The following is a 26864-nucleotide window of genomic DNA, read 5'->3' as shown; positions in this document are numbered from 1 at the left end:
CAATGCCGGGATCGCAGGAACTGCCCATTATATGGCACCCCTCGCCCAATTTTGGCGAACGCCCTGCCGATAGCACAATTGACATGCTGGTATTGCATTATACCGGCATGCCCAGCGGTGAAATGGCCCTTGAGCGCATGTGTGACCCGGCCTCCCAGGTTTCCGCCCACTACATGATCGAGGAAGATGGCTGTATCTATCAGCTTGTTGCCGAAACCAAACGCGCATGGCATGCCGGACGCGGCCAATGGCGCGGATGCTCTGATGTCAATTCACGCTCCATTGGCATTGAAATTGTCAATCCCGGCCATGAATTTGGCTATCGGCCCTTTGCCGTGCAACAGATCGATGCGCTCAAGGCCCTGTGCAAGGCCATTTTGGCGCGCCACGATATTCCCGCCCATCACATCATTGCCCATTCCGACATGGCACCGGACCGCAAGGAAGACCCGGGCGAGCTTTTCCCCTGGCAGCAACTTGCCGCCGAAGGCATTGGCCTCTGGCCGGACGAAGAAGCGATAAACCCGCCATCCAAAACGGAAAAAACCGCCGAAAATACCGATCAAAGCACCTATCATGACGATCAGGTAAGCACGGCCATTGCCGCAGGCGAACACTACCCGCCGCAAAATACCGCTGCCCTGTCAGAGAGCGATGCAGGCACCCACAGGCCAAACCCTGCGGAGGATGCAACCTCGTCAAAGCATGAACATACGGATTGCGAAGCCCTGTTTGACAGCCTGCTATTGCAATTTGGCTATGGCCCCGGCGACCCGATCCATAACCGTGTTGCCTTTCAAAGGCATTGGCGGCCTTCCTGCCTGAATGGGCATGCCGATGCGCAAAGCATTGCCATCTTAAAAGACCTGATTGCCCAGTGCCCGCCGACGGCTTGAACCGAACAGACCTTATGGCATTAAACGGTCCTGCGGTAAAACCGGCGTGTCCGTACCGGAAAAATAGTGGTTAAAGGCGATTTGGCTAAAACCAAGATGCTTGTAAAACAGGCGATCAATGCTGCCATCCGACAACATCTTGGCGGTGGCATCGTCATACGCCTGCATCACCGGGGCCAACCGTTCTTCCAGCCGCATATAAAAGGGTTCAACATCCACCGCAGGTAACAGCGTCTTTAACCCTGTCGCCCCCTTAACGGCATCGGCACCAAAATGCAGGCTGGCCAGATCGCGAAACACGACATCCACATAGTTTCGGCGCAACATCAACAGGCCGTGGGCATTTTCACCCACATCAACCGGATACATATCCGGATCATTAATGATCTTTTCCGGGTAATCATCCCCAACAATACGCAGCCAGTTTGCCCCTTCAAATGTGTCAAGACCGCGATAACGGGTGTGAGGATAACTGTCGCGCACCACGGCAACCAGTACCCGGTTTATCAGGGCAAAACGCGAGGTCACCAGTTTCTCAACCGGTTTTTCTTTCAGGCTTTCAAACAGGATGCCATCATAAAGACCCAAACGAATACCGATGTGACAGCGTGAATGGGGCATTTGAACAAATGTCACCTCGCGCCCTGAAAGTTCAAAGGCCCGCCTGGCAATATCAATAGCCAACCCTGTCGGCCCATGACCGTCGCCATTATCGTAGGCATAAGGTTCCCAGCGGGTGAAGCATAGTCGCACCGCTTCCGCCCCTGCCCGGGACTGCGCCAATGGCAGCCCCACAACAGTCACAACAAAAAAACAGAAACAAAGCTGGCGCCAATGCACCTTGAACATAAAAATCATCCGGCGAAAAGGTATGTTAATTACTATCCTTAAGTAGTAATTAAGGCCGCCATTTTTCAAGAGGCAAACAGACTTAATTGTGGACGGCCAACCGGCTTTCAATCCATGCCCGAGATACTGCTTTTGCTTGACCTTACTGGCGGGCTAGCGTAAACCGCGCCCACCAGATGGCTGGATGGTCGCCCTTTCTTGTGGCAACGCAGGAAGGGGAGGAAAGTCCGGGCTCCACGGAAACACGGTGCCAGATAACGTCTGGCGGGGGCGACCCCAGGGAAAGTGCCACAGAAAGCAAACCGCCCGATCGCGCAAGCCATCGGGCAAGGGTGAAAGGGTGCGGTAAGAGCGCACCGGTCCTTAGGTAACGCGGGACGCATGGTAAACCCCACCGGGAGCAAAACCTAATAGGAATGGTCGGCCGGGCGGTTCGCCGCTGTCGGCAGGTCGGTTTTCGGGCCACCATTCGGGTTGGTTGCAGGAGGCATTCGGTGACGAATGTCCCAGATGAATGGCCATACAATGCGGTTCGCCGCAGGGACAGAACCCGGCTTACAGGCCATCTGGTATTTCTTCCCTATCCCCGTGCAAACAGGCCTGAACCGGCACATATTCTACAAACCTGTCAGACAGCAAAAACCCGGCATCTTTCAATACCGGGCCAAATGTCTCGCGGTAATGGCGAAAAGTCCTAGCCTTTTTCGGCAATAGACTTGGCGAAATAAGCGTCCGCTTCTTCCTGGGTTGTTTCCTCACCACCCTCCAGCGAAAGCTGATCCTTGATGATCGCCCCCAGTGTCGGGAAGGATTTACGATCAATTTGGGCGTCCGCCTGCCACAGGCGCGAGCGCATCAATGATTTGGCACAATGCAGATAGGCTTCGCGAACCGTAATTTTTATAACGGAAATCGGCAGCTTGCCGGTATCGGCAAACAGCGCAAGCAGGTCGGCATCATCATGCAGTTCTGCCGTGCCGTTAAGGCGCAGGGTTTCATTCATGCCCGGCACCATAAACAGCAAACCCACCTGAGGGTTCACCAGAATATTGGATAATGTATCAAGACGGCGGTTGCCGGGGCGGTCCGGCATCAGGATGGTTTTATCATCCAGCACCTTCACAAAACCGGGTCCATCGCCGCGCGGGCTTACATCGCCCTCGCCCTTTTCGTTCGCCGATGAAATCACGGCAAAGGGGGCAAGTTCAATAAAACGGCGGCAATGCTTATCGAGGACTGACAGTTCTTTTTGCAGCGCAATTTCCATCGGATCGCCGTAAATGCTACGCAATTGATCATGGGTTTCAATTTTCGCCATTCCGGCCTCCTGTAAAAATTTCGCCCAAATTGCACCCATATTACTTGCGAGTCAATTGCATTAACCTTGCTGCTCTATGATCTGATCCGCGGTGACGATCACGGCAAATTCCCCCGACAGGCCAGCAAGATGAACATCATGCACCATTTGTGCGGGTATGGTCTGTCCGTCCGGGTGGACACGGTCAAAACAAAAGCACGCATCTGATACCAATTGCACCTCAAAACCCAAATTTCCCGCCATCCGCGTTGTCGTGTTTACGCAATGGTCTGTACTTATACCGCACATCACCAGCCTGTTATGTCCGGCCGAACGTAAATCCGCCTCCAATGTTGTGCCGATGAAGGCGGAATTGACGTTTTTGCCATATACCACCTCGCCTTTCTTTGGCGTGACGAATGCCTCAAAGGCATGGCTGGCCTTGCCGGGAAAAAGCGGCGATGCTGGTGTCGTTGAATCATGGCGAACATGGATAATAATCCCACCGCGTTGCCGCCAAAATGCCAGCAACCTTTCAGCATTGCCTTCAGCCGCCGGGTTATTGCGTGGGCCCCAATAATCCAGGTCACGAAACCCTGTTTGCCAGTCAATCAGGATCAAGGCGGGAAGATTGTGTTCTTTGATATTGGTGCTGGTCTTGAATATATCAGACGTCATTTGTTTCCTGCCATCAGGGGAATTTAAAAATGGTGATTTCCACACCGCACAAACTACGCCATCCCTATCTGGCATAAATGACAAACATCCCTTACTTTATGCCAAATGCCCTGCAACATGCCAAAGGCCGCAAGATGAAACAGCGCCGGATCGTTTTTGTCATAACACCGCATTCGGTGTTGTTGGATGTGACCGGGCCGCTGCAGGCCTTTCACGATGCCAATTTACTGGCTGATAACCGCCAAAATTGCGGACTGAATGCCGCAAAAACCAAACTCGAAAGCCACCCGTTACCTTACGACATCGTACTGGCATCGTGCGATGGCGGGGCGGTTATGACCGATACCGGCATTGCCCTGCCCACGGTTGCCCTAACCGAGATTGCCAAACACCCTATCGATACCCTGATCGTCGCGGGAACCGATGAAAAACTGGAAGCCCTGCAGGATACGGTCTTGGTAAACTGGCTTGTCGCACAGCAAAACCGGGTACGGCGGGTCGCATCAATTTGCATCGGGGCCTTTTTGCTGGGTCAGGCGGGCTACCTTACCGGGCGCGAAGTTGTTACACACTGGCGCTGGTGTGAGCGTTTGGCCCAGCGTTTTCCCGATGCCCATGTGAAAACAGACCCGATTTATGTGCGTGATGGCCCGGTTTGGACATCGGCCGGGGTGACAACCGGCATCGACATGGCAATTGCCATGATCGAGGAGGATTTGGGCCGGGCACAGGCCCTGGCAGTGGCACGCGGGCTGATCATGTTTATCAAGCGCCCCGGCGGACAATCACAATTCAGCCAGCCCCTAAGCCAGCAGGGCACAGACAAAGGCGGACGATTTGATGAATTGCATGTCTGGATGCGCAAAAACCTGCATTTGCGCCTGAGCGTGGAAGACCTGGCAGCACAGGCAAATATGAGCCCACGCAACTTTTCGCGCATTTATGCCCGTGAAACCGGCAAAGGCCCGGCCCATGCGCTGGAGGCCATGCGGATGGAAAGCGCGCGCCACGATCTGGAAAATAGCAACCTGACCATCGGAAGAATCGCCGATTTATGCGGGTTTGGTGATGATGAACGGATGCGACGGGTGTTTATGAAAAACCTTGGCGTTGCCCCAAGCGACTACCGTGCACGCTTTAAAGCCAGCCTTTCCGCTTAAAATACCAAAGCGGCCCAACGGCCGATAAAACCATCAAGGCAATTGCCAGCGGATAACCATATTCCCAGTGCAATTCGGGCATGAACTCAAAGTTCATGCCATAAATACTCGCGATCAGGGTCGGCGGCAGAAAGGCCGCCGCCGCGACCGAGAAAATCTTGATAATATTGTTCTGTTCAAGGTTGATCATGCCCAATGTTGCATCCAGCAGGAATGTCACCTTGTTGGCGACGAAATTGGCATGTTCGGTAATGGACACAATATCGCGTGACAGGGTTTTCAGGCGAACTTTGGCATCCTTTTTAAACCGCGCCTGGGTATTTAAAAACAGCGCCATGCGGTTAAGGTTAAGCAGGCTGTCCTTGGCCTTGCTGGCAAGGTTGCCCGCCCGGCCAATGCGACGCAGGTTTTCGTGGTGATCCTGGTCCGATCCGTTGCCTTCCTTGGAAAAAACCGCATTCGAGATTTTTTCCAGATCCGCCACCGCAATTTCCATAATATCGGCCAGCCGGTCGACAATCTGTTCCAGCAGGCCCAGCAAAACCGCATCCGATGAACTGGCCAGGCCGGGCGAGCGTTTCACACGGCGGGTATAGGTTTTAAATGGTACCGGGTCGGCATAACGCAGGGTAATCAGCGTTTTTTTAACCAGAATAAACGTGACCGCCGTGCTTTCCGGGTCATCAGTCGCGGCCCGGTTCAGGATGGTGACGGTCATAAACAGGGCACCGTCTTCATCATATAACCGGGATGACAGCTCGATCTCCTGCATTTCCTCGCGGGTTGGCACCTCGATGCCAAAACGGGCCTCGATCGCGCGCAGCTCGCTGGCTGTTGGCTCCAGCAGATCAATCCAGACCGGAGCAGCCGTGCCCGCCTTGCCAGGCGCGACAATTTTGGTTCCGACAATCGCGGCAGGTTCCCCGACAGGGCTACCCGCATCAACTTCGTTCAGGCTATCTGCATCACAATGAATATCTTCTTCGCCATCTGCGGCGGCAAGCTCCGCCTCAACGTGACGTTCGCTGACTTCGATATCGGTACGCGGGTCTTTTTCGGCATCGGACAGAGTAACCTCGCCGTCGGTATTTTTCGGCTGGTCAGTATCGCTTGGTGTGCGAACGGGCGCGTAGATTTCGTTGCTTTCCATGTGCGGTCTCCGTCTTGGCGTGCCGGATAATTTGGCCCATGTATGACCTGCAAGACAGGTTTTGTCACCTTTTCTGTCGTGACAATTCCTTAACAATAAGCCGCATCGGACCAATTGCCAACCTGCCGCAAAAATCGCCCGCAACCGATACGAAAAACGCGCCTAAACCGCGCCCCTTAAAATGGCAGAACGGTCTGAAACACAAAAGGGCTGATATCCTTGGCGGCACCACGTTTTTGATCAAAATTGGCGGCGATTTTGTCCATGAATTCGGCCTTGTCGATCATCTGATCGTTATTGCTGTCATATTGGGGAAACAGCAATTCAAGGCGGCGGGCCTCGGTGCGCAGGCGGGTCCTGTTGGCCTCGGCCGATCCGGGCAGGGCCTCGACCGCCGAAAATTCGCGCAGCACCAAAACATTATCGCCATTAATATCGTGGCGGCGAAACATCCAGGCGGCGTAACTGGCGGCTTCATCGGCATCTATCCGGCCATCCTGATTAATATCGGATGGATGATACTGCCCTCGATAAATTGTGACCTGTTCGGGCACGGGCAAAGGCGGCACCACCAGCCCGCCCTTGCGCGCAGCCTCGGCCGCAGTGTTGTTTGCCGCTGTGCCAGCCCCATTTTGAGCGCCCGGCACATTGGGCACATTGACACCGGGAATGGCGGGCAAACCCATATCGCCAATGCCGCCGGCACCAATTTCATTACGGCCATCGCCATTTCCCTGCCCCAGGGCCGTTCCAGCAAGGCCGTTTAACCCGCCATTTAAACCACCCAATCCGCCCAGGCCAAATTGCTCCAGCAGGGCTGGGTTATTTTGCAATTGCTGCATCAGGGCAGGCAACATCTGGCGCATTTGCGGGGAAATCGCGTTATAGCCGCCCTGGGACTGGGTTTGGGTTTTACCATGATTGCTGGTGCCCGACCGGCTTTGACTGCCTGTTGCGCTGCTTTGTGCAAAAACAGGCCCAGCGTAAAGCATCCCCAACACGGCAACATGGCCCGCAATTAACCTGATCATAGTCTTTGTCTGCAAAACTGACTCCGGTTCGCAAAATGGCAGACAGGCAAATCCGGCGCACCGGAAATGTTCTTTATCCCATCAAACCCCATTGTGGTGAAAAAACCAATCCCTGATGGGCTCACATGGTCATATTTGGGATTTCATGGGCCAAAAGGCAAAAACGTACTGAAATTGCACCTTTTGTTACCTATTTGCCGTTTGGGAAAAAGGCCGAAAAAGGGCAGAATTGCCCACAAATATCACAGTTAGACCCATCAAATCCCATTGACCCCCATATGATCCCATGATACCCCATTAAACAGGCATTTTGGCAGTGCCAAGTGGGGCACAGACGTCTGGTTACGATGTCTCTTTCCAAACTTCGTTATCCAGCGGTCATGAGCAGGGGATTTAGGCGGGTGCTGTTCACAGGGACGCACATTCACAAACTGGACCGGAAAGGGCGCGTCTCCGTGCCCAAAAGGTTCCGTGCCGCCCTGGAAGCCGATGGCTTTGCCGGTATTTACGTCTATGAGTCCCCCAAGGAACCCACCATCGAGGGCTGCTCTGAAAGCCATATGGAGCGCATTGCCGCCTCGCTGGACGACATGGAGATGTTCTCGGACGAAGCCGAAGACCTGGCCGATACCATTCTTGGTGCCTCCCATGCCCTGCCCTTTGACGGCGAAGGCCGTATCATTCTGCCGCCCGAACTGATCGATTATGCCGGTATCACCGACCAGGTGGCCTTTGTCGGCCGTGGCCGGACCTTCCGCATCTGGAACCCCGAGACCTTTACTGACCGCAAAACCGCCAGCCGCACCCGCCTGGTCAATCGCGGTTCCACGCTGAAGCTGAAACCGGCATCTGCCATGCCGGCACGCGCCGCTGCTGGCAACGCCTCCTCTGAACCCGACCTGCCAGAGGATGACGCATGATGACCAACCCGCTGCCTTTTGATCCGTCACCTGCCAATCCGCACAAACCCGTTTTGCTGCGCGAAGTTCTGGAACATCTAAGCCCGGCCGACGGCGAAGTCATGGTCGATGGCACCTTTGGCGCCGGTGGCTATAGCCGTGCCATTCTGGACCATGCGCCCTGCACGCTTTACGGCATTGACCGCGACCCGAGTGCGGTTGAAACCGGCCATAAACTCGAGGCGGACTATCAAGGCCGCTTTCATATGGTCGAAGGCTGCTTTGGCGAGATGGCAACCCTGCTGCCTGCACACGGCGTTGAACAGGTTGACGGCATTGTTCTGGATATTGGCGTATCCTCCATGCAGCTTGACCAGGCGGAGCGTGGTTTTTCCTTCCGCACCGATGGTCCGCTGGATATGCGCATGTCGATGTCCGGCCCCAGTGCGGCCGATTTTGTCAACACCGCCGATGAAGAAGACATTGCCAATGTCATTTACCGGTTTGGCGAAGAACGCGCCTCGCGCAAGGTTGCCCGCAAAATTGTTGAAATGCGCGAAGAAACGCCCTTTACCTCCACCGGTCAGCTTGCCAGTGCGGTGCGGTCTGTCGTGCGCAAATCCAAAGACGGCATTGACCCTGCCACCCGCACCTTTCAGGGCCTGCGCATTCATGTGAATGACGAACTGGGCGAACTGGACCGCGCCTTAAATGCTGCCGAAGCCATGCTGAAACCCGGCGGACGTTTGGTGGTTGTTACCTTCCATTCGCTGGAAGACCGACTGGTGAAAACCTTTTTCAAGGAACGCTGCGGCGATCCTGGCAAACTGTCCCGCCGCCTGCCAGGTGAACCCGAAGTGGCAAAGCCAACCTTTGCCAGCCTTAGCCGCAAGGCTGTGACCGCGCAAAAGGATGAATTGCGTGCCAATCCGCGTGCACGTTCGGCCAAGCTGCGCGCTGCGGCACGCAACGACGTGCCCTCTACCGCCCGCCAGACCGGAGGTATCGCATGACAAAGATCATGACGGCTTTCTGGTTTGTAATGACCGTTCTGATCGGGGTGGGCACCTACTGGATTTCGCACGAGGTGGAACGGCTCGAGCGCCGTTATGCCTCCATCCAGTCGGAAATCCTGGACGAGCAGGAAAGCATCCATGTTTTCCAGGCGGAATGGAGCTATCTGAATTCCCCAGCCCGGATCGAGAAACTGGCAAAGGAATATCTGAAACTTCAGCAGATTCAACCCCTTCAGATGGCCAGCATCGATAATATCCCGACCGACACCGATGCCAAACGTTATCGTCTGGACAAATTTGGCGAGGCCGTTGCCTATATGCCCGCCCCACGGGACCGCCCGTCTGACCGCGCCTATGACGAGGCGGCGGAAAACATGATCATTGATGGTCCAAGTGCCGCCATTCCGGCCCCGGCTGATGGGGAGGGTACACAATGAACCTGTTGCGGTTTTCATACTGGCTGCGCGGTGATCGCCCCGAACTTGGCCCGGAACAACGTGAAAAGCACGCGCTGGAAACAGCGCGTAATCGCATTTTTATTACCGGCATCATGTTTGGCATCGGCTTTTTGTGGATTGCCGGGGGCCTGTTTAATGCCACCGTTCTGAAACAGGGCAACGAACCGGACCTGACAGCCGGCACCGACAGCCGCGAGCTGAAAACCGAGCGCGCCGATATTGTGGACCGCAACGGCATTTTGCTGGCGACTGACCTTCCGACCAGTTCGCTTTATGCCGATGCCCGTGTCATCAAGGACCCGGTGGGGGCGGCAGATCATTTGCTGACCGTGCTGCCAGGGTTGGATCGCGATACGCTGATCCGCCATCTGGGCTCGCAAAAGGCGTTTGTCTGGATACGGCGTAACCTGACACCGGACCAGCAATACAAAGTTAATGCGCTGGGCATTCCCGGCCTGAACTTCCAGCGCGAAGAACGCCGTGTTTACCCGCAGGGCCGCCTGTTTGCCCATGTTCTGGGTTTTACCGACATCGACAATAACGGTATTGCCGGGGCCGAACGCGAATTTGACAATGACCTGCGCAGCAATTCCGGCCCGCTGCGCCTGTCGGTTGATATTCGCGTGCAGCATGCCCTGCGCGCCGAAGTCGCAAGCGCGATGCAAACCTATAGTGCGGCAGGTGCCACCGGCCTGGTGATGGACATTTACACCGGCGAAGTACTGGGCATGGTTTCCCTGCCCGACTTTGACCCGCACCGCCCCGGCCAGGGCCCGGCCGATGCGCGTTTTAACCGCGCCACCCTGGGTGTTTATGAACAGGGATCAGTCTTTAAACTGTTTAATGCCGCCATTGCGCTCGATACCGGCACGGCAACATTGAACAGCACCTATGATGCCACCAAGCCGCTGCGCGTTGCCCGGTTTAGCATCCATGACTTCCATGCCGAAAACCGCTGGCTGACGGTGCCGGAAATTCTGGCCTACAGCTCGAATATCGGGTCAGCCCGGATGGCGATGGAATTTGGCATTGATACCCAAAAGAAATACATGAAGGCTTTTGGCTTTCTCGACACATCCGATGTCGAACTGCCCGAAGTTGGTGCCCCCCTGCTGCCCAATCCGTGGCGCGAAATCAACCTGATGACGATTTCCTACGGGCACGGCATCGCAGTCACACCACTGCAACTGGTCAATGGCATTGCCACCATTTCCAATGGGGGCATTCGCCGCCCCAGCACCATCCTGAAACAGGATGGCGCACCGGCCGGTGTGCGGGTGATTTCCAAAAAGACGTCTGACGAAATGCGCCGCCTGATGCGCCTTGTCGTCACTGAAGGATCAGGCAAAAAAGCCGACGTTCCGGGTTACTTCCTTGGGGGTAAAACCGGCACGGCGGATAAACTTGTAAACGGGCGCTACGTCAAGAATGCCCGAATGTCTACCTTTGTGGCCGCCTTCCCGATGCAGGACCCGCGCTATGCGGTTCTTGTAACGCTGGATGGACCACAAGGCACAAAAGAAACTTTTGGTTATGCCACGGCGGGCTGGGTTTCAGCCCCGGCCGTTGGCAAGGTTGTGACACGTATTGCTCCCCTTCTCGGGATTGAACCGGCGTACGCGAAGGCGCCGGAAATAGAGCAGGCGTTGCGATTGGATCTTCGCAAGGAGGAACGCAAACTTGCGTCTTTCTGAGCTTATGGCAGGAGATCAGGCAGCAATGAAACATGCCCAGGGACAAGACCCGGACATCAAGGGCCTGACAGCAGATTCACGCGCTGTGCGTGAAGGATATATGTTCGCCGCCCTCCAGGGGGCGCGCGACGACGGCACCAAATACATCAAAGACGCCCTGCGCGCGGGCGCATCGGCCATTTTGGCCCCCAAAGATACCCCGAAAGAACCGGCCATTACCGTGCCGCTTATTCCGGTTGAAAACCCGCGTCAGCGTTACGCGCAGCTTGCCGCACGCTTTTATGGCCACCAGCCTGAAACCATTGCTGCCATTACCGGCACCAATGGCAAAACCTCGACGGCGGTTTTCACCGAACAGCTCTGGACAATCCTGGGCAAGCTTTCCGGCTCGATCGGCACGCTGGGTATTCGCGCGGCCGGAGCGAAAATTCCCGGTTCGCTCACCACGCCAGACCCGGTCGCCTTGCATCATTCGCTGGCCGATATGTGCGACATCGGCGTTACCCATGTCGCAATGGAAGCAAGTTCGCACGGGCTGGACCAGTACCGCCTTGACGGAGTGAAAATAAAGGTTGCCGCCTTTACCAACCTGTCGCGGGACCATCTGGATTATCACGGCGATCTCGACAAATATTTCACTGCCAAGGCCCGCCTGTTTGGCGAATTGCTGACAACGGATGGCACCGCCGTCATCAATGCCGATATCCCCCAATATGACAAATTACGCCATATCTGCCAGGATCGCGGGATTAATGTTCTGTCCTATGGTGTGAAGGGGAATGGCATAAAGCTTCTGTCAGCCAAGCCCGACGCCACCGGCACGCAAATTCGCATTGCGATCGAGGATGCGGAATATAATGTTCATCTGCCCCTGATGGGCACCTTCCAGATCATGAATGCCCTGGCTGCCCTGGGCATCGTAATTGCCTCTGGCGCGGATGTTGAAGCCGCCGTAAATGCGCTTGAAAAACTCGAAGGTGTGCGCGGCCGCCTGGAACTGGTGGGTAAAACCAAATTTGGCGCGCCGGTTTTTGTCGATTACGCCCACACCCCCGACGCCCTTGAAACCGTGATCAAGGCCGTTCGCCCCCATTGCAAGGGCCGGGTGGTTTGCGTTTTTGGTGCTGGCGGTGATCGCGATACCGGCAAACGCCCGGAAATGGGGCGTGTGGTAAAAGAACATGCCGATATTGCCATCATCACCGATGACAACCCGCGTAGTGAAGACCCCGCAACCATTCGCGCTGCCATCAAGGCCGCGTGCGAAGGCGCGGTTGAAATTGGCGACCGGGCCGAGGCCATCAAACGTGGCATTGGCATCTTGCAACGCAATGACATTCTGATTATTGCAGGCAAAGGGCACGAGCGCGGCCAGATCGTGAAGGGAACGGTATTGCCGTTCGACGATGCTGCTGTTGCCCGCAATATTTTGCTGGGCGGAAACTGACACCTGCCATAGCCGGTTAATGTGCCTGCAACGCGGGCACATTAACCGGCAGGACGTGGGCGCAAGCTGCCAGACAGACGACCAGACCAACAGAAAGAAGAAACGCGATGAGTGAAGCTGTTTTATGGACGGCCGAGGACGCCGTATCTGCCACCGGCGGTATTGTCGCTGGTGACTGGCAGGTAAGTGGCATTTCTATCGACAGCCGCAAAACCCGGCCCGGCGACCTGTTTATCGCGCTTAAAGGTCCGAATTTTGATGGTCATGAATTTGTTACCAAGGCATTTGAGGCCGGTTGCCGTGCCGCCCTGGTATCGGACGCATCCGTGCTGCCCAAAGATGCCCCGGCCCTGATTGTTGATGACACCCTGGATGCAATGGTGCGCCTTGGCATGGCCGGGCGTGCACGCAGCAAGGCAAAAATCATTGCCATTACCGGCAGTGTCGGCAAAACCGGCACCAAGGAAGCCCTGAAATATGTGCTGGGCGAACAGGCCAAAACCCACGCCAGCCCGTCCAGCTTCAATAATCACTGGGGTGTACCGCTGAGCCTGGCAACCCTGCCGGCCGATGCCCAATATGGGGTTTTTGAAATCGGCATGAACCATCCGGGCGAAATTTCGCCGCTGGTTCAAATGGTCAAACCAGAAGTCGCCCTGATTACGACAGTGGTTGGCGCACACACCGAATATTTCAAAGATGAGGCCGAAATCGCCAAGGCCAAGTCGGAGATATTTGACGGGCTGAACACGGATGGCGCGGTCATTTTGAACCGCGACAACATCCATTATTTTACCCTGGCCCGCCGGGCAAAGGAACTGGGTATTACCAATATCAAAAGTTTCGGCACCGATGCCACCGCATCCTATCGCCTGTTTGAGGCCAATATCGTGACCGGCGGCAGTGCCGTGCGGGCCCGCATTGGCGGCCGCGACCTTGAATATTTCATGGGCTGCCCCGGTGAACACTGGGTGATCAATTCGCTGGCTGTGCTGGCCTGCGTGGACCAGATTGGTGCCGATATTGTGCGCGCGGCACAGGATTTGGCCGATGTAACACCGCCTGCCGGGCGCGGCGCGCGCCATGCCCTTGCCATTCTGGCGGCAGATGGCAGCGAAAAAGGCCATTATCTGCTCATTGACGATGCCTATAACGCCAATCCGACCTCGATGATGGCGGGCCTTAAACTGCTGGCGAACGAAAAACCCGGTGAAAACGGCCGTCGCATCGCCATTTTGGGCGATATGCGCGAATTGGGCGACGAGGCCGAAAAAATGCACCGCGACCTGGCCCACCCACTGGAACATTTGGGAATCGATGGTGTGTTTACCGTGGGTCCGATGATGGCCCTGCTGGCCGAAGAGCTGCCAAAAGAACGCCATTTGGGCCATTTTGACACAGCCGAAGACGCGATTGCCCCGGTTTTAGCTTCAATTGGCGATGGTGACGTTGTTTTGGTCAAAGGATCGCTTGGCATTTACGTTTCTAAAATTGTTTCGGCCCTAAAATCGGGCCAGACGGGCACCGCCCCGGCATCCAACTGACGCATAAGGAACCCGAGAGCCAATGCTCTATAACCTGCTATACCCGCTGGCTGACCAGTTTCCGCTGTTTAATCTGTTCCGGTACATCACCTTTCGGACCGGCGGCGCGGTCTTTACATCGCTGGTGCTGGCATTTGTGCTGGGTCCCTGGCTGATTAACATGCTGCGTTCCCGCCAGAACGAAGGGCAGCCCATTCGCGAGGACGGGCCGGAAAGCCACCTTCTGACGAAAAAAGGCACGCCGACAATGGGCGGTCTTTTGCTGCTGATTTCCACCAGCATTGCCACCCTGTTATGGGCAGATTTGAAAAACCCCTATGTGTGGGCCGTTCTGCTGGTGACAATCGGTTATGGCTTTCTAGGTTTTATGGATGACTTCCTGAAAGTCTCCAAACGCAATACCAAGGGCCTGCCGGGCAAGGCCAAACTGGTGGGACAGTTTTCCATTGCCGCCCTTGCCGCCTGGTGGATTTCGTATAACACCGACCCGGCCCTGGCAACGCAGCTGGCCTTTCCATTCTTTAAAAACCTGCTGCTAGATCTGGGCTGGTTTTTTGTCCCCTTTGCCATGTTTGTCATGGTGGGGGCCTCAAACGCAGTTAACCTGACCGATGGCCTGGATGGCCTTGCCATTGTGCCGGTCATGATTGCCGCGGCCAGCTTTGCCCTGATCACCTATTTGATCGGGAATATCCAGTTCGCCGATTATTTGCAGGTGCATTACATTGCCGGGTCTGGCGAATTAACGGTTCTTTTGGGCGCACTTGTTGGGGCTGGTTTGGGCTTTTTGTGGTTCAACGCGCCGCCGGCAATGGTGTTTATGGGCGATACCGGGTCGCTGGCCCTGGGCGGGGCACTGGGTGCTGTTGCCGTTGTGACCAAACATGAACTTGTTCTGGCCATTATTGGCGGGCTTTTCGTGCTGGAAACCATATCGGTCATCATTCAGGTCGGCTCCTTTAAACTGACGGGCAAGCGCGTGTTTCGCATGGCGCCTTTGCACCATCACTTTGAAAAAAAGGGCTGGCACGAACCCACCATTGTTATCCGTTTCTGGATCATTTCGGTCATTCTGGCCCTGATTGGTCTGGCAACCCTGAAACTGCGTTAACATCCCTGTTTTGATCGGAATACCACATTGATCGACCTTTCACATTTTCGCGGAAAAACCGTGGCGGTTCTGGGCCTTGGCAAATCGGGGCTGGCCAGTGTGAAGGCTCTGGTCAAGTCGGGTGCCATCGTTTGGGCCTGGGATGACAATGAAGACAGCCGCCATCAGCTAGATGAATTAAATGTCGCGCCGGTTAATCTGGTGGAATGCGACTGGACGATGCCGGAAATGCTGGTGATCAGCCCCGGCATCCCGTCCACCTTCCCCACCCCGCATGCAGCGGCTGAAAAGGCCCGCCGGGCAGGCAAGCCCATTGTATGTGACGTTGAATTGCTGTGCAGCACGGTGGCCGAAACCCCGATGCTGGCCATTACCGGTACCAATGGCAAATCCACCACCACCGCCCTAACCGCGCATATCATTGCGCAATCAGGCATCAAAACCCAGGTGGGGGGTAATTTGGGTTATCCGGTATTGGGGTTTGATGCACTGGGCGTCGATGACTGTTATGTCCTGGAACTTTCCAGCTATCAGTTGGACCTGATTGACCAGGCGGCCTTTGATGCCAGCGCGCTTTTGAACATCACGCCGGACCATTTGGACCGCCACGGTGGCATGACCGGCTATATCGGGGCGAAACGCAATATTTTCACCCGCCAGAAGGGACCCAAATGGGCCATCATTTCGATTGATGATGACCATTGCGCCAAAATGGCCACCGAACTGGCCCGCGAAGGCGGCCATCGCATGGTGGAAATTTCGGTAAATGGCCCGGCACCGCACGGGGTTTATGTTGATGATCATTGGCTGATTGATGATCTGGACAACGCCCGGGACCCGATCCTGGACCTTGCCACTGTTACCCATATGCCGGGCCGTCATAACTGGCAAAATATCGCCTTTGCCTACGCCCTGTGCCGGGCGCGCAATGTCGCACCGCGCGACATTATTGCCGGGATCATGTCCTTTCCCGGTTTGGCGCATCGCCAGGAACAGCTTGGCACAATTGACGGCATCATCTTTGTCAATGACAGCAAGGCCACCAATGCCGAAGCCACGGCAAAGGCCCTGTCCGCCTATGACACTATTTACTGGATATTGGGCGGCAAACCCAAAGAAGGCGGCATTGACGGGCTTGACGCCTTTTATGGCCGCATCAAAAAGGCCTTCCTGATTGGTAGTGCCGCCGAGGCCTTTGCCACCACCCTTAACGGCCATGTCCCGTTCGAGCAATGCGGCACACTCGATGTTGCCACCCGCCGCGCCCTTGAAACGGCCAAGGCGGACCAGGCCGAGGGGCGTACATCATCAGATACAGAATCAACCGCATCATCGGCCCCGGTCATTTTGCTGTCACCTGCCTGTGCGTCGTTTGACCAGTTCAAAAGTTTTGAAGCGCGCGGCGATGCCTTCCGCGACCTTTTCACCGATTTGCGCACCACCACCGCCGACATCGCATCCCGCACCAATCCGGAGGCATGATGAAATCCCTGTTTGGCGATAAAGACGGCAACACTGCCTTTTCGCGTGCCGATACCTCGATCCTGAGTGTTTGGTGGTGGACAGTGGATCGCTGGTTGCTGGCGGCAACCATCCTGCTGATGGGTATTGGGGCGCTGTTGGTCATGTCGGCCAGCCCGCCCGTGGCGGACCGTATTGGTGTGGACAGCTTTCACTTTGTGCGCCGGCAATTTTTCTTCTTAACCCTTGCCGCCATTTGTGCCGGTGGCATTTCGATGCTGTCGATCAAATGGGTGCGACGTGTCGCCTCTATCATGTTTTTAGGCATTATCGGGCTTCTGATCATCACGCCCTTTGTCGGACCTGAGATCAAGGGGGCGGTACGCTGGATCAATTTTGGCGGCATCACCATTCAGCCGTCAGAATTTTTAAAACCCGCCTTTGCCGTAGTCACGGCCTGGATGTTTTCCGAAGGGCGGTTAAACCCCAATTTCCCCGGCTATATCGTAAGCTGCATGTTACTGGCAACCTCCATCATCCTGTTGATGATCCAGCCGGATTTCGGGCAAACAGTGGTGATCACCACCATCTGGTCGGCACAGATTTTTCTGGCGGGCCTGCCCATTGTGCTGGTGTTTGGCCTGGGCATGAGTGTCGTGGGCCTGGCGGCATCGGCCTATCTGATTTTGCCGCACGTTCAGTCGCGTGTGGACCGCTTCCTTGACCCGGCAACGGGTGACAATTACCAGATCCAGCGATCGATGGAAGCCTTCATGAATGGTGGCATCATGGGCCAAGGGCCGGGCGAAGGTACGGTTAAAAACTATCTTCCCGATGCCCATTCCGACTTTATTTTTGCCGTGGCAGGCGAAGAATTCGGCCTTCTATTCTGTTTGCTGGTAATTGGTATTTTCACCTTCATCGTCATGCGGGGCCTGTCACGCATGATGGGCGAACGCAACATGTTTGTCGTTTTGGCTGTCACGGGGCTTTTGGTGCAGTTCGGCTTACAGGCCATGATCAATATGGCATCGACCCTGCAACTGGTGCCGCCAAAGGGTATGACACTGCCCTTTGTGTCCTATGGCGGGTCCTCGACAGTGGCGATTGCCATCAGTATGGGCTTCATTCTGGCACTCACGCGAAAAAGAAGCTCCGACTAGGCGGATTTTTAACCTGCATTTGAAAGGATATTAACCTTTCTCGGTTTTTCTTGAAGCATCCGGCACCCTAGCCATCCGAGTTTCGCGCAGGTTACAGTCCAGAATGACGACAGAAGAATTTACCATTACCGATACCCCACTTGAGGGGCAGTGCATTGCCCTGACATCGGGCGGCACCGGCGGACATATGTTTCCTGCGGTTTCGCTGGCGCGTGCTTTGGTGCGGCGCGGGGCCAGTGTCGTATTTTTTACCGATGCCCGCGCAGCACACTATACTGAAAACCTTGAAGGTGTTCGCACCATCCTGCTGCCAGCCGGCGGTGTTGCAGGCAAGGGACTCCGCGGACGGATCAGCGGCATGGTGCGCCTTGCCCTGGGAACCTGGCAAGCGAAAGGCCACCTTAAAAAAATTCGCCCGGCGGCTGTAATCGGCTTTGGCGGTTATGCCTCCATCCCGGCCACTGTCTCGGCCAAGGGGTTGCACATTCCGATGGCCATTCACGAACAAAATGCCGTTTTGGGCCGGGCCAACCGGGTTGTGGCAAAATCGGCCACCCGCATTGCGACCTCCTTTCCCGAAGTCCGCATGATCAGCGAAGGCGACAAACCCCGCATCATCTGGACAGGCAACCCGGTGCGCCCCGAAATTGCCGCCCTTGCCAATGCCCCCTACCACGCACCAGAGGCCGACGGCCCGGTAAACCTGCTGATCACCGGGGGCAGCCAGGGCGCCCGTATTCTGTCGGAAATTCTGCCCGAGGCCATCATTCGCCTGCCAGAGAATTTGAAACGCCGCCTGCATGTCACCCAACAGGCTCGTGCCGAAGACCTTGATGCGGTTGCGAAAACCTATGAGGGATCGGGCGTGGATGTGACGTTAAAACCCTTTTTTGACGACATCCCGGAACGGCTGCGCGACGCCCATTTAGTGATTGCGCGCTCCGGCGCATCGACAGTGGCCGAACTGACGGTTGCAGGCCGCCCCTCGCTTCTGGTACCGCTGCCCCACGCCATCGACGACCATCAGCGGTATAATGCCGAACAGGTCGAACAGGCGGGCGGGGCGTGGATGCTCTCGCAGGAACGCTTTACCGTTGAAATCGTGAGCGAACGGCTGGCGAAACTTTTAACCGGCCCCGCAGCCCTGGCCCGCGCTGCCGAAGGGGCACGCACAGCCGCCCGCGCCAACGCCGCCGAACGGCTGGCCGATATGGTTGTCGAAATGCTGGGCCTGAACCCGGCGGGCGCCCCGGTAGATTTAAAACAGGAAACACCACACGTCCAAGGAGACCGAGCATGAAAACCCTGCCACTTGGCATCGGAAACATCCATTTTGTCGGGATTGGCGGGATCGGCATGTCTGGCATCGCCGAAATTTTGCATAATCTGGGTTATCAGGTGCAGGGCTCAGACATGGCGGACAATGCCAATGTACAGCGCCTGCGCGACAAGGGTATTCAGGTTTTTATCGGCCATGATGCGGCCAATATCAACGATGCCAAGGTTGTTGTGATTTCCACTGCCGTCAAACCCGATAACCCCGAAGTGGTTGCCGCACGCGCCAATATGGTGCCGGTTGTGCGCCGGTCCGAAATGCTGGCCGAACTGATGCGCTTAAAGGCCGCCATTGCCGTTGGCGGCACGCATGGCAAAACCACCACCACGTCCCTGGTCGCAACCATGCTGGACGCTGCCGGGCTGGACCCGACCGTGATCAATGGTGGCATCATCAATTCCTACGGCACCAATGCGCGCTTGGGCGATGGCGACTGGATGGTGGTCGAGGCCGATGAATCGGATGGGACATTTGTCAAGGTTCCATCCACCATTGCCGTTGTCACCAATATCGACCCGGAACATCTGGACCACTGGAAAAATTTTGACCAGTTGCGCGAAGCTTTCAAAAACTTTGTTCAGAACATTCCGTTTTATGGCTTTGCCGTTTTGTGCATTGACCACCCCGAGGTCCAGGCCCTGATTGGCCGTGTGACCGACCGACGCATTTTCACCTTTGGTTTTTCGCCCCAGGCCGATGTGCGGGCGACCAATGTGCGCACCGAAATTGGCCAAAGCACCTTTGACGTGATTATTCGTGAACGGGTCGATAGTGCCGAACGCACCATTCACAATGTGCGCCTGCCAATGGTGGGCGACCATAACGTTTCCAATTCCCTTGCCGCCATTACAGTGGCGTTGGAACTGGGCATTGATGATGATAAAATCGTTTCCGCCTTTGATGGTTTTACCGGCGTTAAACGCCGCTTTACCAAAACCGGCGAAGTTGATGGTGTGACCATCATTGACGATTACGGCCATCACCCGGTTGAAATTCGCGCCGTGCTGAAGGCGGCCCGGTCCGCCACGCAAAACAATGTGATCGCCGTGGTTCAGCCGCATCGTTATTCACGGCTGCATGACCTGTTCGAGGAATTTTGCACCTGCTTTAACGATGCCGATACTGTAATTGTCGCCGATGTTTACACCGCTGGCGAAAGCCCGATTGAAGGGGCAACGCGCGATGCCCTTGTCGAAGGGCTGCGCAATCGCGGCCATCGCAAGGTGTTGGCCTTAAACGGGCCGGAAGAACTGGCCAATGTGGTTTCGGGCATTGCCAAAAGCGGCGACCTTGTTGTCTGCCTTGGTGCAGGTTCCATCAGCGCCTGGGCCAATGCCCTGCCCGCCCAGATGGAGGCCCTTAAATCATCATGACCCAAGCACCGCACACCCCGATCATTGACCACCTACCCAAGGTTCGCGGCAAATTGCGCGAAGGCGCATCGCTGGCAAAAGTCACCTGGTTTCAGGTGGGCGGTCCGGCAGACGTACTGTTCCGCCCTTCCGATACCGAGGATCTGGCTGCCTTCTTGCGCGACAAGCCCAGCGAAATTCCGGTCACGATTATTGGTGTCGGATCAAACCTTCTGGTGCGTGACGGCGGATTGCGCGGTGTTGTGGTGCGTTTGGGACGACCCTTTACCGATGTAACGGTATCGGGCGATGAAATCCATGCCGGGGCCGGGGCGCTGGATGGCAATGTAGCCCAGGTCGCCCAGGAAGCTGGCCTTGCGGGACTTGAATTTTTATCGGGCATTCCCGGCACCATTGGCGGGGCCTTGCGCATGAATGCCGGGGCCTATGGTCGCGAAATGCACGATATTCTGATCAGCGCCGAAGCCATTGACAGCAAGGGCAACATTCACACCCTTGCCGTCAATGAAATGGGGCTGAATTACCGCCATTGTGACATTCCCGATAACTGGATTTTCACCAAGGCCATCCTGCGCGGCACCCCCGATGAGCGTGGCGAAATTGCCCGGCGCATGACCGAAATTCAGGAAGCCCGCAATGCCAGCCAGCCCGTACGTGCCCGCACCGGAGGCTCCACCTTTGCCAACCCAACGCCCAAGCGGGCCTGGGAGGTGATTGATGCGGCAGGCTGCCGGGGGTTGACCATTGGCGGGGCGCAAATGTCGCCACTGCATTGCAATTTCATGATCAATCTGGGCGATGCCAGTGCGGCTGACCTTGAAGAACTGGGCGAAGAAGTACGCCGCCGGGTAAAGGAACATTCCGGCATTGAATTGCGCTGGGAAATTCGTCGCATTGGCGATCGTTTGGGACATTCGATAGTAGGAAAAGACGCATGAGCAAGCATGTCGCGGTCATTTACGGGGGCTGGTCAGCCGAACGCGATGTTTCGCTGTCTTCGGGGCGCGAAGTGTCCAAGGCATTGCGCGAAAAAGGCTATCGCGTTTCAGAAATTGATGCCACCCGCGACCTTGCCCGCCAGATCACCGACCTTTCCCCCAAACCTGATGTGATTTTCAATGCCCTGCACGGGCGTTGGGGCGAAGACGGCACGGTACAGGGATTGCTGGAAATTCTCGACATTCCCTATACCCATTCAGGGGTGCGCGCCTCGGCCATCGCGATGGATAAAATGAGCGCCAAGGCCATGTTCAACGAAAAGGGCCTGCCCTGCGCCAAGCATGTTTTCGTCACCCGAGAAGACATAAAAAACGGCATCGCCCTACCACCGCCCTATGTCTTGAAACCCAACAATGAAGGTTCGTCCGTCGGGGTTGAAATTATCCTGAACGCGGAAGAAGAACAAAACATGCTGGCCCGCGAATGGGTACATGGCGATGGCGTGATGCAGGAACAATATGTCGCCGGGCGCGAAATGACCGTTGCCGTCAAGGACGGGCAGGCGATGGAAGTGATTGAGATCCTGACCGGCAATCATGCCTTTTATGATTACCAGTCCAAATATACCAATGGCGGTTCACAGCACATTATTCCAGCCGATATTCCCGCTGCCTTGCGCACCCGCCTGCGTGATTGCGCCGAACGTGCCTATCGTGCCCTGGGATGCAAGGGGGTTGCGCGCGCCGATTTCCGCTATGACCCGGAACGCGACATACTTGCCATTCTGGAAATCAATACCCAGCCGGGCCTGACGCCAACATCGCTGGTGCCTGATGCCGCCCGGCATGACGGCATGAGCTTTGCCGACATTGTTGCATGGATGGTTGAGGACGCCACATGCGAACGATAGCCGAACAGGCGCGCGAGCGCCGCGAGAAGGTTCAACGAGAATATGGCTGGTCGGCAGTTTTGCGCAAAACCGCACGTATTTGCCGCTGGGTCAGCGCCACTGCCCTCATTGTCGGCGGGCCTATTGCCCTGTGGCACAGCGGCAAAACCGAACAATGGCTTGAAATCGCACGTAACCAGGCCATTGATGCCTCCGCACGGTTTGGCATGGTCATCAATACCATTGATGTTGCCGGGCGCCACCGCACCGACCCCAACGCCCTTTTGGCCGCCATCGGGCAAAAACCGGGCTCGCCGATTATTACCTTTGATGCCGATGCCGCGCGCGAACGCATCGAACAGCTTTCCTGGGTACGCAAAGCCAGCGTTGAACGCCGCCTGCCCGATACCATCATTATTCATGTCGAGGAACGCCAACCCTTGGCCCTGTGGCAAAATGGCGATAATCATGTGCTGATCGACGCCGATGGCGTGCAATTGCAGGACTACGAACTGGGCGATTATCTGAACCTGCCCGTCCTGGTCGGCGATGATGCCCCCGAACATGCCGCCGACATGATCAAAACCCTGAAAACCGTGCCGCGCCTGTTTAAAATGGTGACGGGCGCGCAACGTATTGGTCATCGTCGCTGGAATGTGCAGCTTTCCAACGGCATGTTCATCCGCCTGCCCGAACACGACATGGACAAGGCCTGGGTTCGCCTGGACCAGTTGGACAAGGCCCATAAGCTGCTGGAAAGCGATGTGCTTGTCGTGGACCTGCGCCTGGCCGACCGCACCTTTGTGCGCCTGACACCAGGAGCCGCCGAACTGCGCCGTAACCCGCCCAAGGAAAAGAAAGGGTCGGTATAACCCAAACGGCCTTTTTGATGATGCCTGATGACAATAAAACGCTGATCAGGCAATAAAATGCAAAAGACACGCCCCTGCCTTAACCAATTTGCAACTGCTTTTGACCGAAAAGCGGGATAAGGGGTGTATGATGATGCGGGTAACGCATATCCCCACATCAAGAAGCAAACTCAGAGCAAACAATTGGCACGCAGCAAAACGAGATCAGGGCTGATTGCAGCCCTGGATATCGGGACATCCAAGGTCTGCTGTTTTATTGCGCGACCCGACAAGTCCGGCCAGCCGAAAATCATCGGTATCGGCCATAACATGTCAAAGGGTCTGCAAAGCGGATCGATCGCAAATCTGGACGCAGCACAGGAAGTCGTGCTTGCGGCGGTCAATGCTGCCGAAAAAATGGCAGGCCAGACAATCGAGACTGTTATCGTCAATCTCTCGGGCGGGCGTCTCGAATCCGAAACACATACCATCGAACTGCCTTTGGGCTCGCGCCCGATTGGCAATCTGGAAATTCGCAAACTAAACGACCAGAAAGACGCACTGCTGCGTCAGGCCGGTGACGAGCTGATTCACACCGTGCCGCTGGGCTTTCGCGTGGACCAATCCGTTGGCCTGGGCGACCCGCGCGGTATGTATGGCACGGTTGTCGGGCTTGATCTGCATTTTGTCCGCACGCAAATTGCCGCCCTGCGCAACCTCGAAACCCTGCTGGCACGCTGCCATCTTGAAATCGAGGAAACGGTTGTCACCCCGCTGGCATCGGGCCTTTCAGCCCTGACACAGGACCAGCGCGACCTTGGCGCCACCGTGATTGATATGGGGGCGGGCACCACCAGTGTGGCCGTATTCCACGGCGGGCAGGTTATTTATACCGCCAGTTTCCCAGTGGGTGGCGCGCATGTCACCCGCGACATTGCCTATGGCCTTAATACGTCGCTTTCCCATGCCGAACGGTTAAAAACCCTGCATGGCAGCGCGCTGACCTCGCCGTCTGACGATCAGGAAATTCTGGCCGTGCCGGTGATTGGCGACGAGGACGACGCCAACGTCAATCATGTGCCGCGCTCGATGCTGATCAACATCATCAAACCGCGCCTGGAAGAAACGTTTGAACTGATCCGCGACCAGCTGGAAGAAAACGGCCTGTCACAAATTGGGGGACGATCCATCATGTTAACCGGTGGGGCCAGCCAGCTAAACGCCATCGCCGATCTGGCAGGCCAAATGTTTGAACGCCCGGCCACCGTTGCATCACCACATGGCGTAACCGGCATGGCGCAGGCCACGTCCGGCCCGGCCTTTTCGGCCTGTGCCGGGTTGCTTTTGCGCGCGGTTGAACAACAAAACGACCCGCTAAGCGAGGCTATGACCCATATTCGCCAGTCTGGCGGGCGCTGGGGCCGTTTGGGCGCGTGGCTGAAGGAAAATTTCTGATCCCTCGGGATTGGCCGTTTTTAAGAAGCCCGGTTTAACCCTGTATGCCCGTCTTAACTTAAAGTGCCAATCCCGACAAAATTATCAATCGCCCGATTCTATAACAAAATTTACAAAAAACCGGCCAAGAGTCAGATTTCGTTAAGAACCATGCGCCATTTTGGTTGCGAGCAAACGATAAAACACGCGCAAAATTAGTCCTTCACCTTAATGTTCCGGAACCGGAAAATATCAAAAACCCTTAAAAGCTGCCAACTTTCCCGTGTTAGAGTGCGGGGCACCGAAAACAGCGAAAAAAAACGGAAAATTTTCGCCGGTTAACGATGTCATTAACACCGCACTAACTCTTTCACCTGTAAAAGATCAGCACGGGTCTAATTTCGGCAAAGGGAAGGCTGATTTTGGATTCAGACTCCTAAGCGCGGAGAAGGAAGAGCAAACATGCCAACAATTAATTTTTCCGTTCCTGAAGCGGAAGAAAACCTAAAACCAAAAATTACCGTTATCGGTGTCGGTGGCGCCGGTGGCAACGCGGTCAACAACATGATCGCATCCGAACTTGAAGGCTGCGATTTTGTCGTAGCCAATACCGATTCACAGGCCCTGAACCAAAGCAAGTCCAGCCGCAAACTGCAGCTTGGTCGCCAGATCACGCAGGGTCTGGGTGCCGGCGCACGGCCTGATGCCGGCAGTGCTGCTGCCGAAGAATCGATTGAAGAAATCCAGGCGCAGCTTGAAGGCAGCCACATGGTTTTCATCACCGCCGGTATGGGCGGTGGGACCGGCACAGGTGCCGCACCGGTGATTGCCCGTGCCGCCAAGGAAGCCGGCATTCTAACCGTGGGTGTCGTTACCAAGCCGTTCCATTTTGAAGGCACGCGCCGCATGCGCACCGCCGAACAGGGCATTGAACAGCTTCAGCAATATGTTGATACGCTGATCATTATCCCGAACCAAAATCTGTTCCGGGTGGCGAACGAAAAAACCACCTTTGCAGATGCCTTCCAGATGGCCGATGATGTGCTGCGCAATGGTGTGCGCTCCATTACCGACCTGATGATGGTTCCGGGCCTTGTGAACCTTGACTTTGCCGACATTCGCACCGTCATGAGCGAAATGGGCAAGGCCATGATGGGCACCGGCGAGGCATCGGGCGAGAAACGTGCGCTGGAAGCCGCCGAAGCCGCCATTGCCAACCCGCTGCTTGAAGATGCCTCGATGAAGGGTGCACGCGCTGTTCTGATCAACATCACCGGCGGCATGGATATGGCGCTGTATGAAGTTGACGAAGCGGCAAATCGTATTCGTGAAGAAGTCGATCCCGAAGCCAACATCATCTTTGGTTCGACGTTTGATCCGACCATCGAGGGTGGCCTGCGCGTTTCCGTGGTGGCAACCGGCATTGATGCCGAAGAAGTCCGCCGCCCGAAGCCGACCACCATCCCGTTGACCAATGCGCGTTCCGATAAACCGGCCGCCGCCAAACCGGCCCCCGGTTTTGGCACCCATGCTCCGGCCCCGCAGCAGCAGCCTGCAGCCGCCGAGCATGCACCGGCCGCTGCCGCCTTTAGCGGCCAGGACGACTATGCCGGCGGGTCATCGGTTGAAGACATGCCGTCTGAACGTTTTGCCGCCACCGGCAATGCACAGCAGCCCGGCCTGTCCAACCCGGCAGGCGAACCGGCCCAGACCGGTTCGATCGAACTGGGTCAGACCGTGCTGAAACCGAACCCGGCCCTGCGCCAGGCGCCGCGTGCCCAACAGCCGCAGCAAAGCGCACCGCGCCAGCATGTTGCAGATGATAACGGCGATATGCCGTTTATTCCGCCGCGTGCTGCCCGCCCGACCGACAATGCCCCGGCCCGTGGTGAACCCGATGTTTACGACGCCGCCGATAGCGGCCACAACAGCCGCCCGCGTTTTGGCGGTATCCGTAACCTGTTTGGCAAAAACAACCACCAGACAGAACAGGATGCCGCCCCGCGCCAGCAGGCTGCGGCCCCGCAGGCCCAGGCACCTGCCCCCCGCCAGACAGAGCTGTCCCTGGGGGATGATGCCCGTCCGCAATTGAAAGCCGATCCAGCTTCCCGGGTCAAAACGTCTTCGGCGTCTGACGACCTTCTGGAGATTCCGGCTTTCCTTCGTCGCCAGGCTAACTGACGACGAG

The 26864-nt window shown here is 56.2% G+C and carries 23 protein-coding genes and 1 other RNA gene; 19 read left to right on the top strand and 5 right to left on the bottom strand.

Annotated features, from left to right (window positions below):
- Positions 1-2 precede the first annotated feature (2 nt).
- Entirely contained in the window at positions 3-896 is an 894-nt protein-coding gene (locus tag LF95_RS22655; protein WP_083607715.1) for an N-acetylmuramoyl-L-alanine amidase, read from the top strand.
- Between the two features lie 12 nt (positions 897-908).
- Here LF95_RS22655 and LF95_RS15445 read toward each other — a convergent pair whose 3' ends face one another.
- On the bottom strand, positions 909-1745 hold the full coding sequence (locus LF95_RS15445; RefSeq protein WP_143182061.1) for a substrate-binding periplasmic protein: 837 nt from the start codon (positions 1743-1745) through the stop codon (positions 909-911).
- Between the two features lie 172 nt (positions 1746-1917).
- Between LF95_RS15445 and rnpB the strand changes: the two genes are divergently transcribed.
- An RNA gene (gene rnpB, locus LF95_RS15440) (RNase P RNA component class A) lies at positions 1918-2319 on the top strand.
- A gap of 120 nt (positions 2320-2439) precedes the next feature.
- On the opposite strand, the gene LF95_RS15435 is transcribed toward rnpB, so the two are convergent.
- Complete coding sequence (locus LF95_RS15435; RefSeq protein WP_073955907.1) at positions 2440-3063, bottom strand: pyridoxamine 5'-phosphate oxidase family protein; 624 nt, start codon at positions 3061-3063, stop codon at positions 2440-2442.
- 60 nt (positions 3064-3123) lie between these two features.
- A complete protein-coding gene (locus tag LF95_RS15430; RefSeq protein ID WP_073955906.1) occupies positions 3124-3720 on the bottom strand; it encodes a cysteine hydrolase family protein in 597 nt (198 codons plus the stop codon).
- A gap of 77 nt (positions 3721-3797) precedes the next feature.
- On the opposite strand from LF95_RS15430, the gene LF95_RS15425 reads away from it, so the two are divergent.
- Complete coding sequence (locus LF95_RS15425; protein ID WP_252509785.1) at positions 3798-4880, top strand: GlxA family transcriptional regulator; 1083 nt, start codon at positions 3798-3800, stop codon at positions 4878-4880.
- Here the strand turns inward: LF95_RS15425 and corA are convergent.
- Both corA and LF95_RS15415 read right to left on the bottom strand, forming a co-directional pair.
- Positions 4858-6030 (bottom strand): magnesium/cobalt transporter CorA, encoded by a 1173-nt coding sequence (gene corA / locus LF95_RS15420; protein WP_252509784.1) that lies wholly within the window; start codon positions 6028-6030, stop codon positions 4858-4860. The two genes, LF95_RS15425 and corA, sit on opposite strands and share 23 nt — an antisense overlap.
- A 176-nt stretch (positions 6031-6206) precedes the next feature.
- A complete protein-coding gene (locus LF95_RS15415; RefSeq protein ID WP_073955905.1) occupies positions 6207-7061 on the bottom strand; it encodes an EF-hand domain-containing protein in 855 nt (284 codons plus the stop codon).
- A 347-nt stretch (positions 7062-7408) separates the two neighbouring features.
- On the opposite strand from LF95_RS15415, the gene LF95_RS15410 reads away from it, so the two are divergent.
- The 16 genes from LF95_RS15410 to ftsZ all read left to right on the top strand — a co-directional run bounded on the left by LF95_RS15410 (position 7409) and on the right by ftsZ (position 26857).
- Positions 7409-7981, top strand: a complete 573-nt coding sequence (locus LF95_RS15410; protein ID WP_371440828.1) for a division/cell wall cluster transcriptional repressor MraZ — start codon at positions 7409-7411, stop codon at positions 7979-7981.
- Positions 7978-8973 (top strand): 16S rRNA (cytosine(1402)-N(4))-methyltransferase RsmH, encoded by a 996-nt coding sequence (gene rsmH, locus LF95_RS15405; protein WP_073955903.1) that lies wholly within the window; start codon positions 7978-7980, stop codon positions 8971-8973. The genes LF95_RS15410 and rsmH overlap by 4 nt, the downstream gene beginning before the upstream one ends.
- Positions 8970-9413 (top strand): cell division protein FtsL, encoded by a 444-nt coding sequence (locus LF95_RS15400; RefSeq protein WP_073955902.1) that lies wholly within the window; start codon positions 8970-8972, stop codon positions 9411-9413. The genes rsmH and LF95_RS15400 overlap by 4 nt, the downstream gene beginning before the upstream one ends.
- On the top strand, positions 9410-11128 hold the full coding sequence (locus LF95_RS15395; RefSeq protein ID WP_073955901.1) for a peptidoglycan D,D-transpeptidase FtsI family protein: 1719 nt from the start codon (positions 9410-9412) through the stop codon (positions 11126-11128). Before LF95_RS15400 ends, LF95_RS15395 begins: the two co-directional genes overlap by 4 nt.
- A gap of 25 nt (positions 11129-11153) precedes the next feature.
- On the top strand, positions 11154-12575 hold the full coding sequence (locus LF95_RS15390) for a UDP-N-acetylmuramoyl-L-alanyl-D-glutamate--2,6-diaminopimelate ligase (protein ID WP_252509782.1): 1422 nt from the start codon (positions 11154-11156) through the stop codon (positions 12573-12575).
- 107 nt (positions 12576-12682) lie between these two features.
- The gene (murF, locus tag LF95_RS15385; RefSeq protein ID WP_073955899.1) at positions 12683-14119 is read left to right on the top strand and encodes a UDP-N-acetylmuramoyl-tripeptide--D-alanyl-D-alanine ligase; all 1437 of its coding nucleotides are present in this window, start codon (positions 12683-12685) and stop codon (positions 14117-14119) included.
- A gap of 22 nt (positions 14120-14141) precedes the next feature.
- Complete coding sequence (gene mraY / locus LF95_RS15380; protein ID WP_073955898.1) at positions 14142-15230, top strand: phospho-N-acetylmuramoyl-pentapeptide-transferase; 1089 nt, start codon at positions 14142-14144, stop codon at positions 15228-15230.
- A gap of 27 nt (positions 15231-15257) precedes the next feature.
- Positions 15258-16712: a UDP-N-acetylmuramoyl-L-alanine--D-glutamate ligase gene (murD, locus tag LF95_RS15375; RefSeq protein ID WP_073955897.1), complete on the top strand. Its 1455-nt coding sequence runs from the start codon at positions 15258-15260 to the stop codon at positions 16710-16712.
- Complete coding sequence (gene ftsW / locus LF95_RS15370) at positions 16712-17854, top strand: putative lipid II flippase FtsW (RefSeq protein WP_073955896.1); 1143 nt, start codon at positions 16712-16714, stop codon at positions 17852-17854. Before murD ends, ftsW begins: the two co-directional genes overlap by 1 nt.
- Before the next feature lie 103 nt (positions 17855-17957).
- On the top strand, positions 17958-19154 hold the full coding sequence (gene murG, locus LF95_RS15365) for an undecaprenyldiphospho-muramoylpentapeptide beta-N-acetylglucosaminyltransferase (RefSeq protein ID WP_073955895.1): 1197 nt from the start codon (positions 17958-17960) through the stop codon (positions 19152-19154).
- Positions 19151-20563, top strand: a complete 1413-nt coding sequence (murC, locus tag LF95_RS15360) for a UDP-N-acetylmuramate--L-alanine ligase (RefSeq protein ID WP_073955894.1) — start codon at positions 19151-19153, stop codon at positions 20561-20563. Before murG ends, murC begins: the two co-directional genes overlap by 4 nt.
- Positions 20554-21501 carry a UDP-N-acetylmuramate dehydrogenase gene (gene murB, locus LF95_RS15355; RefSeq protein ID WP_073955893.1) on the top strand — a complete coding sequence of 316 codons (948 nt, stop codon included), beginning with the start codon at positions 20554-20556 and terminating at the stop codon, positions 21499-21501. Before murC ends, murB begins: the two co-directional genes overlap by 10 nt.
- Positions 21498-22412: a D-alanine--D-alanine ligase gene (locus tag LF95_RS15350; protein WP_073955892.1), complete on the top strand. Its 915-nt coding sequence runs from the start codon at positions 21498-21500 to the stop codon at positions 22410-22412. Before murB ends, LF95_RS15350 begins: the two co-directional genes overlap by 4 nt.
- Positions 22400-23263 (top strand): cell division protein FtsQ/DivIB, encoded by an 864-nt coding sequence (locus tag LF95_RS15345; protein WP_083607712.1) that lies wholly within the window; start codon positions 22400-22402, stop codon positions 23261-23263. The genes LF95_RS15350 and LF95_RS15345 overlap by 13 nt, the downstream gene beginning before the upstream one ends.
- Before the next feature lie 183 nt (positions 23264-23446).
- Positions 23447-24697 (top strand): cell division protein FtsA, encoded by a 1251-nt coding sequence (gene ftsA / locus LF95_RS15340; RefSeq protein WP_073956320.1) that lies wholly within the window; start codon positions 23447-23449, stop codon positions 24695-24697.
- A gap of 441 nt (positions 24698-25138) precedes the next feature.
- Positions 25139-26857 (top strand): cell division protein FtsZ, encoded by a 1719-nt coding sequence (gene ftsZ / locus LF95_RS15335; protein WP_073955891.1) that lies wholly within the window; start codon positions 25139-25141, stop codon positions 26855-26857.
- The last annotated feature ends 7 nt before the right edge of the window (positions 26858-26864 follow it).

It is taken from the genome of Thalassospira sp. TSL5-1 (genome assembly GCF_001907695.1).
GTDB lineage: Bacteria > Pseudomonadota > Alphaproteobacteria > Rhodospirillales > Thalassospiraceae > Thalassospira.
The sequence above is the reverse complement of the archived record's forward strand: the minus strand, read 5'-3'. Positions and strand labels throughout refer to the sequence as shown.

Bases quoted from the DNA above. Each gene is read 5' to 3' on its own strand.
- LF95_RS22655 (WP_083607715.1), top strand. From the start codon at position 3: ATGCCGGGATCGCAGGAACTGCCCATTATATGGCACCCCTCGCCCAAT.
- LF95_RS15445 (WP_143182061.1), bottom strand. From the start codon at position 1,745: ATGTTCAAGGTGCATTGGCGCCAGCTTTGTTTCTGTTTTTTTGTTGTG.
- LF95_RS15435 (WP_073955907.1), bottom strand. From the start codon at position 3,063: ATGGCGAAAATTGAAACCCATGATCAATTGCGTAGCATTTACGGCGAT.
- LF95_RS15430 (WP_073955906.1), bottom strand. From the start codon at position 3,720: ATGACGTCTGATATATTCAAGACCAGCACCAATATCAAAGAACACAAT.
- LF95_RS15425 (WP_252509785.1), top strand. From the start codon at position 3,798: ATGACAAACATCCCTTACTTTATGCCAAATGCCCTGCAACATGCCAAA.
- corA (WP_252509784.1), bottom strand. From the start codon at position 6,030: ATGGAAAGCAACGAAATCTACGCGCCCGTTCGCACACCAAGCGATACT.
- LF95_RS15415 (WP_073955905.1), bottom strand. From the start codon at position 7,061: ATGATCAGGTTAATTGCGGGCCATGTTGCCGTGTTGGGGATGCTTTAC.
- LF95_RS15410 (WP_371440828.1), top strand. From the start codon at position 7,409: ATGTCTCTTTCCAAACTTCGTTATCCAGCGGTCATGAGCAGGGGATTT.
- rsmH (WP_073955903.1), top strand. From the start codon at position 7,978: ATGATGACCAACCCGCTGCCTTTTGATCCGTCACCTGCCAATCCGCAC.
- LF95_RS15400 (WP_073955902.1), top strand. From the start codon at position 8,970: ATGACAAAGATCATGACGGCTTTCTGGTTTGTAATGACCGTTCTGATC.
- LF95_RS15395 (WP_073955901.1), top strand. From the start codon at position 9,410: ATGAACCTGTTGCGGTTTTCATACTGGCTGCGCGGTGATCGCCCCGAA.
- LF95_RS15390 (WP_252509782.1), top strand. From the start codon at position 11,154: ATGAAACATGCCCAGGGACAAGACCCGGACATCAAGGGCCTGACAGCA.
- murF (WP_073955899.1), top strand. From the start codon at position 12,683: ATGAGTGAAGCTGTTTTATGGACGGCCGAGGACGCCGTATCTGCCACC.
- mraY (WP_073955898.1), top strand. From the start codon at position 14,142: ATGCTCTATAACCTGCTATACCCGCTGGCTGACCAGTTTCCGCTGTTT.
- ftsW (WP_073955896.1), top strand. From the start codon at position 16,712: ATGAAATCCCTGTTTGGCGATAAAGACGGCAACACTGCCTTTTCGCGT.
- murG (WP_073955895.1), top strand. From the start codon at position 17,958: ATGACGACAGAAGAATTTACCATTACCGATACCCCACTTGAGGGGCAG.
- murC (WP_073955894.1), top strand. From the start codon at position 19,151: ATGAAAACCCTGCCACTTGGCATCGGAAACATCCATTTTGTCGGGATT.
- LF95_RS15350 (WP_073955892.1), top strand. From the start codon at position 21,498: ATGAGCAAGCATGTCGCGGTCATTTACGGGGGCTGGTCAGCCGAACGC.
- LF95_RS15345 (WP_083607712.1), top strand. From the start codon at position 22,400: ATGCGAACGATAGCCGAACAGGCGCGCGAGCGCCGCGAGAAGGTTCAA.
- ftsZ (WP_073955891.1), top strand. From the start codon at position 25,139: ATGCCAACAATTAATTTTTCCGTTCCTGAAGCGGAAGAAAACCTAAAA.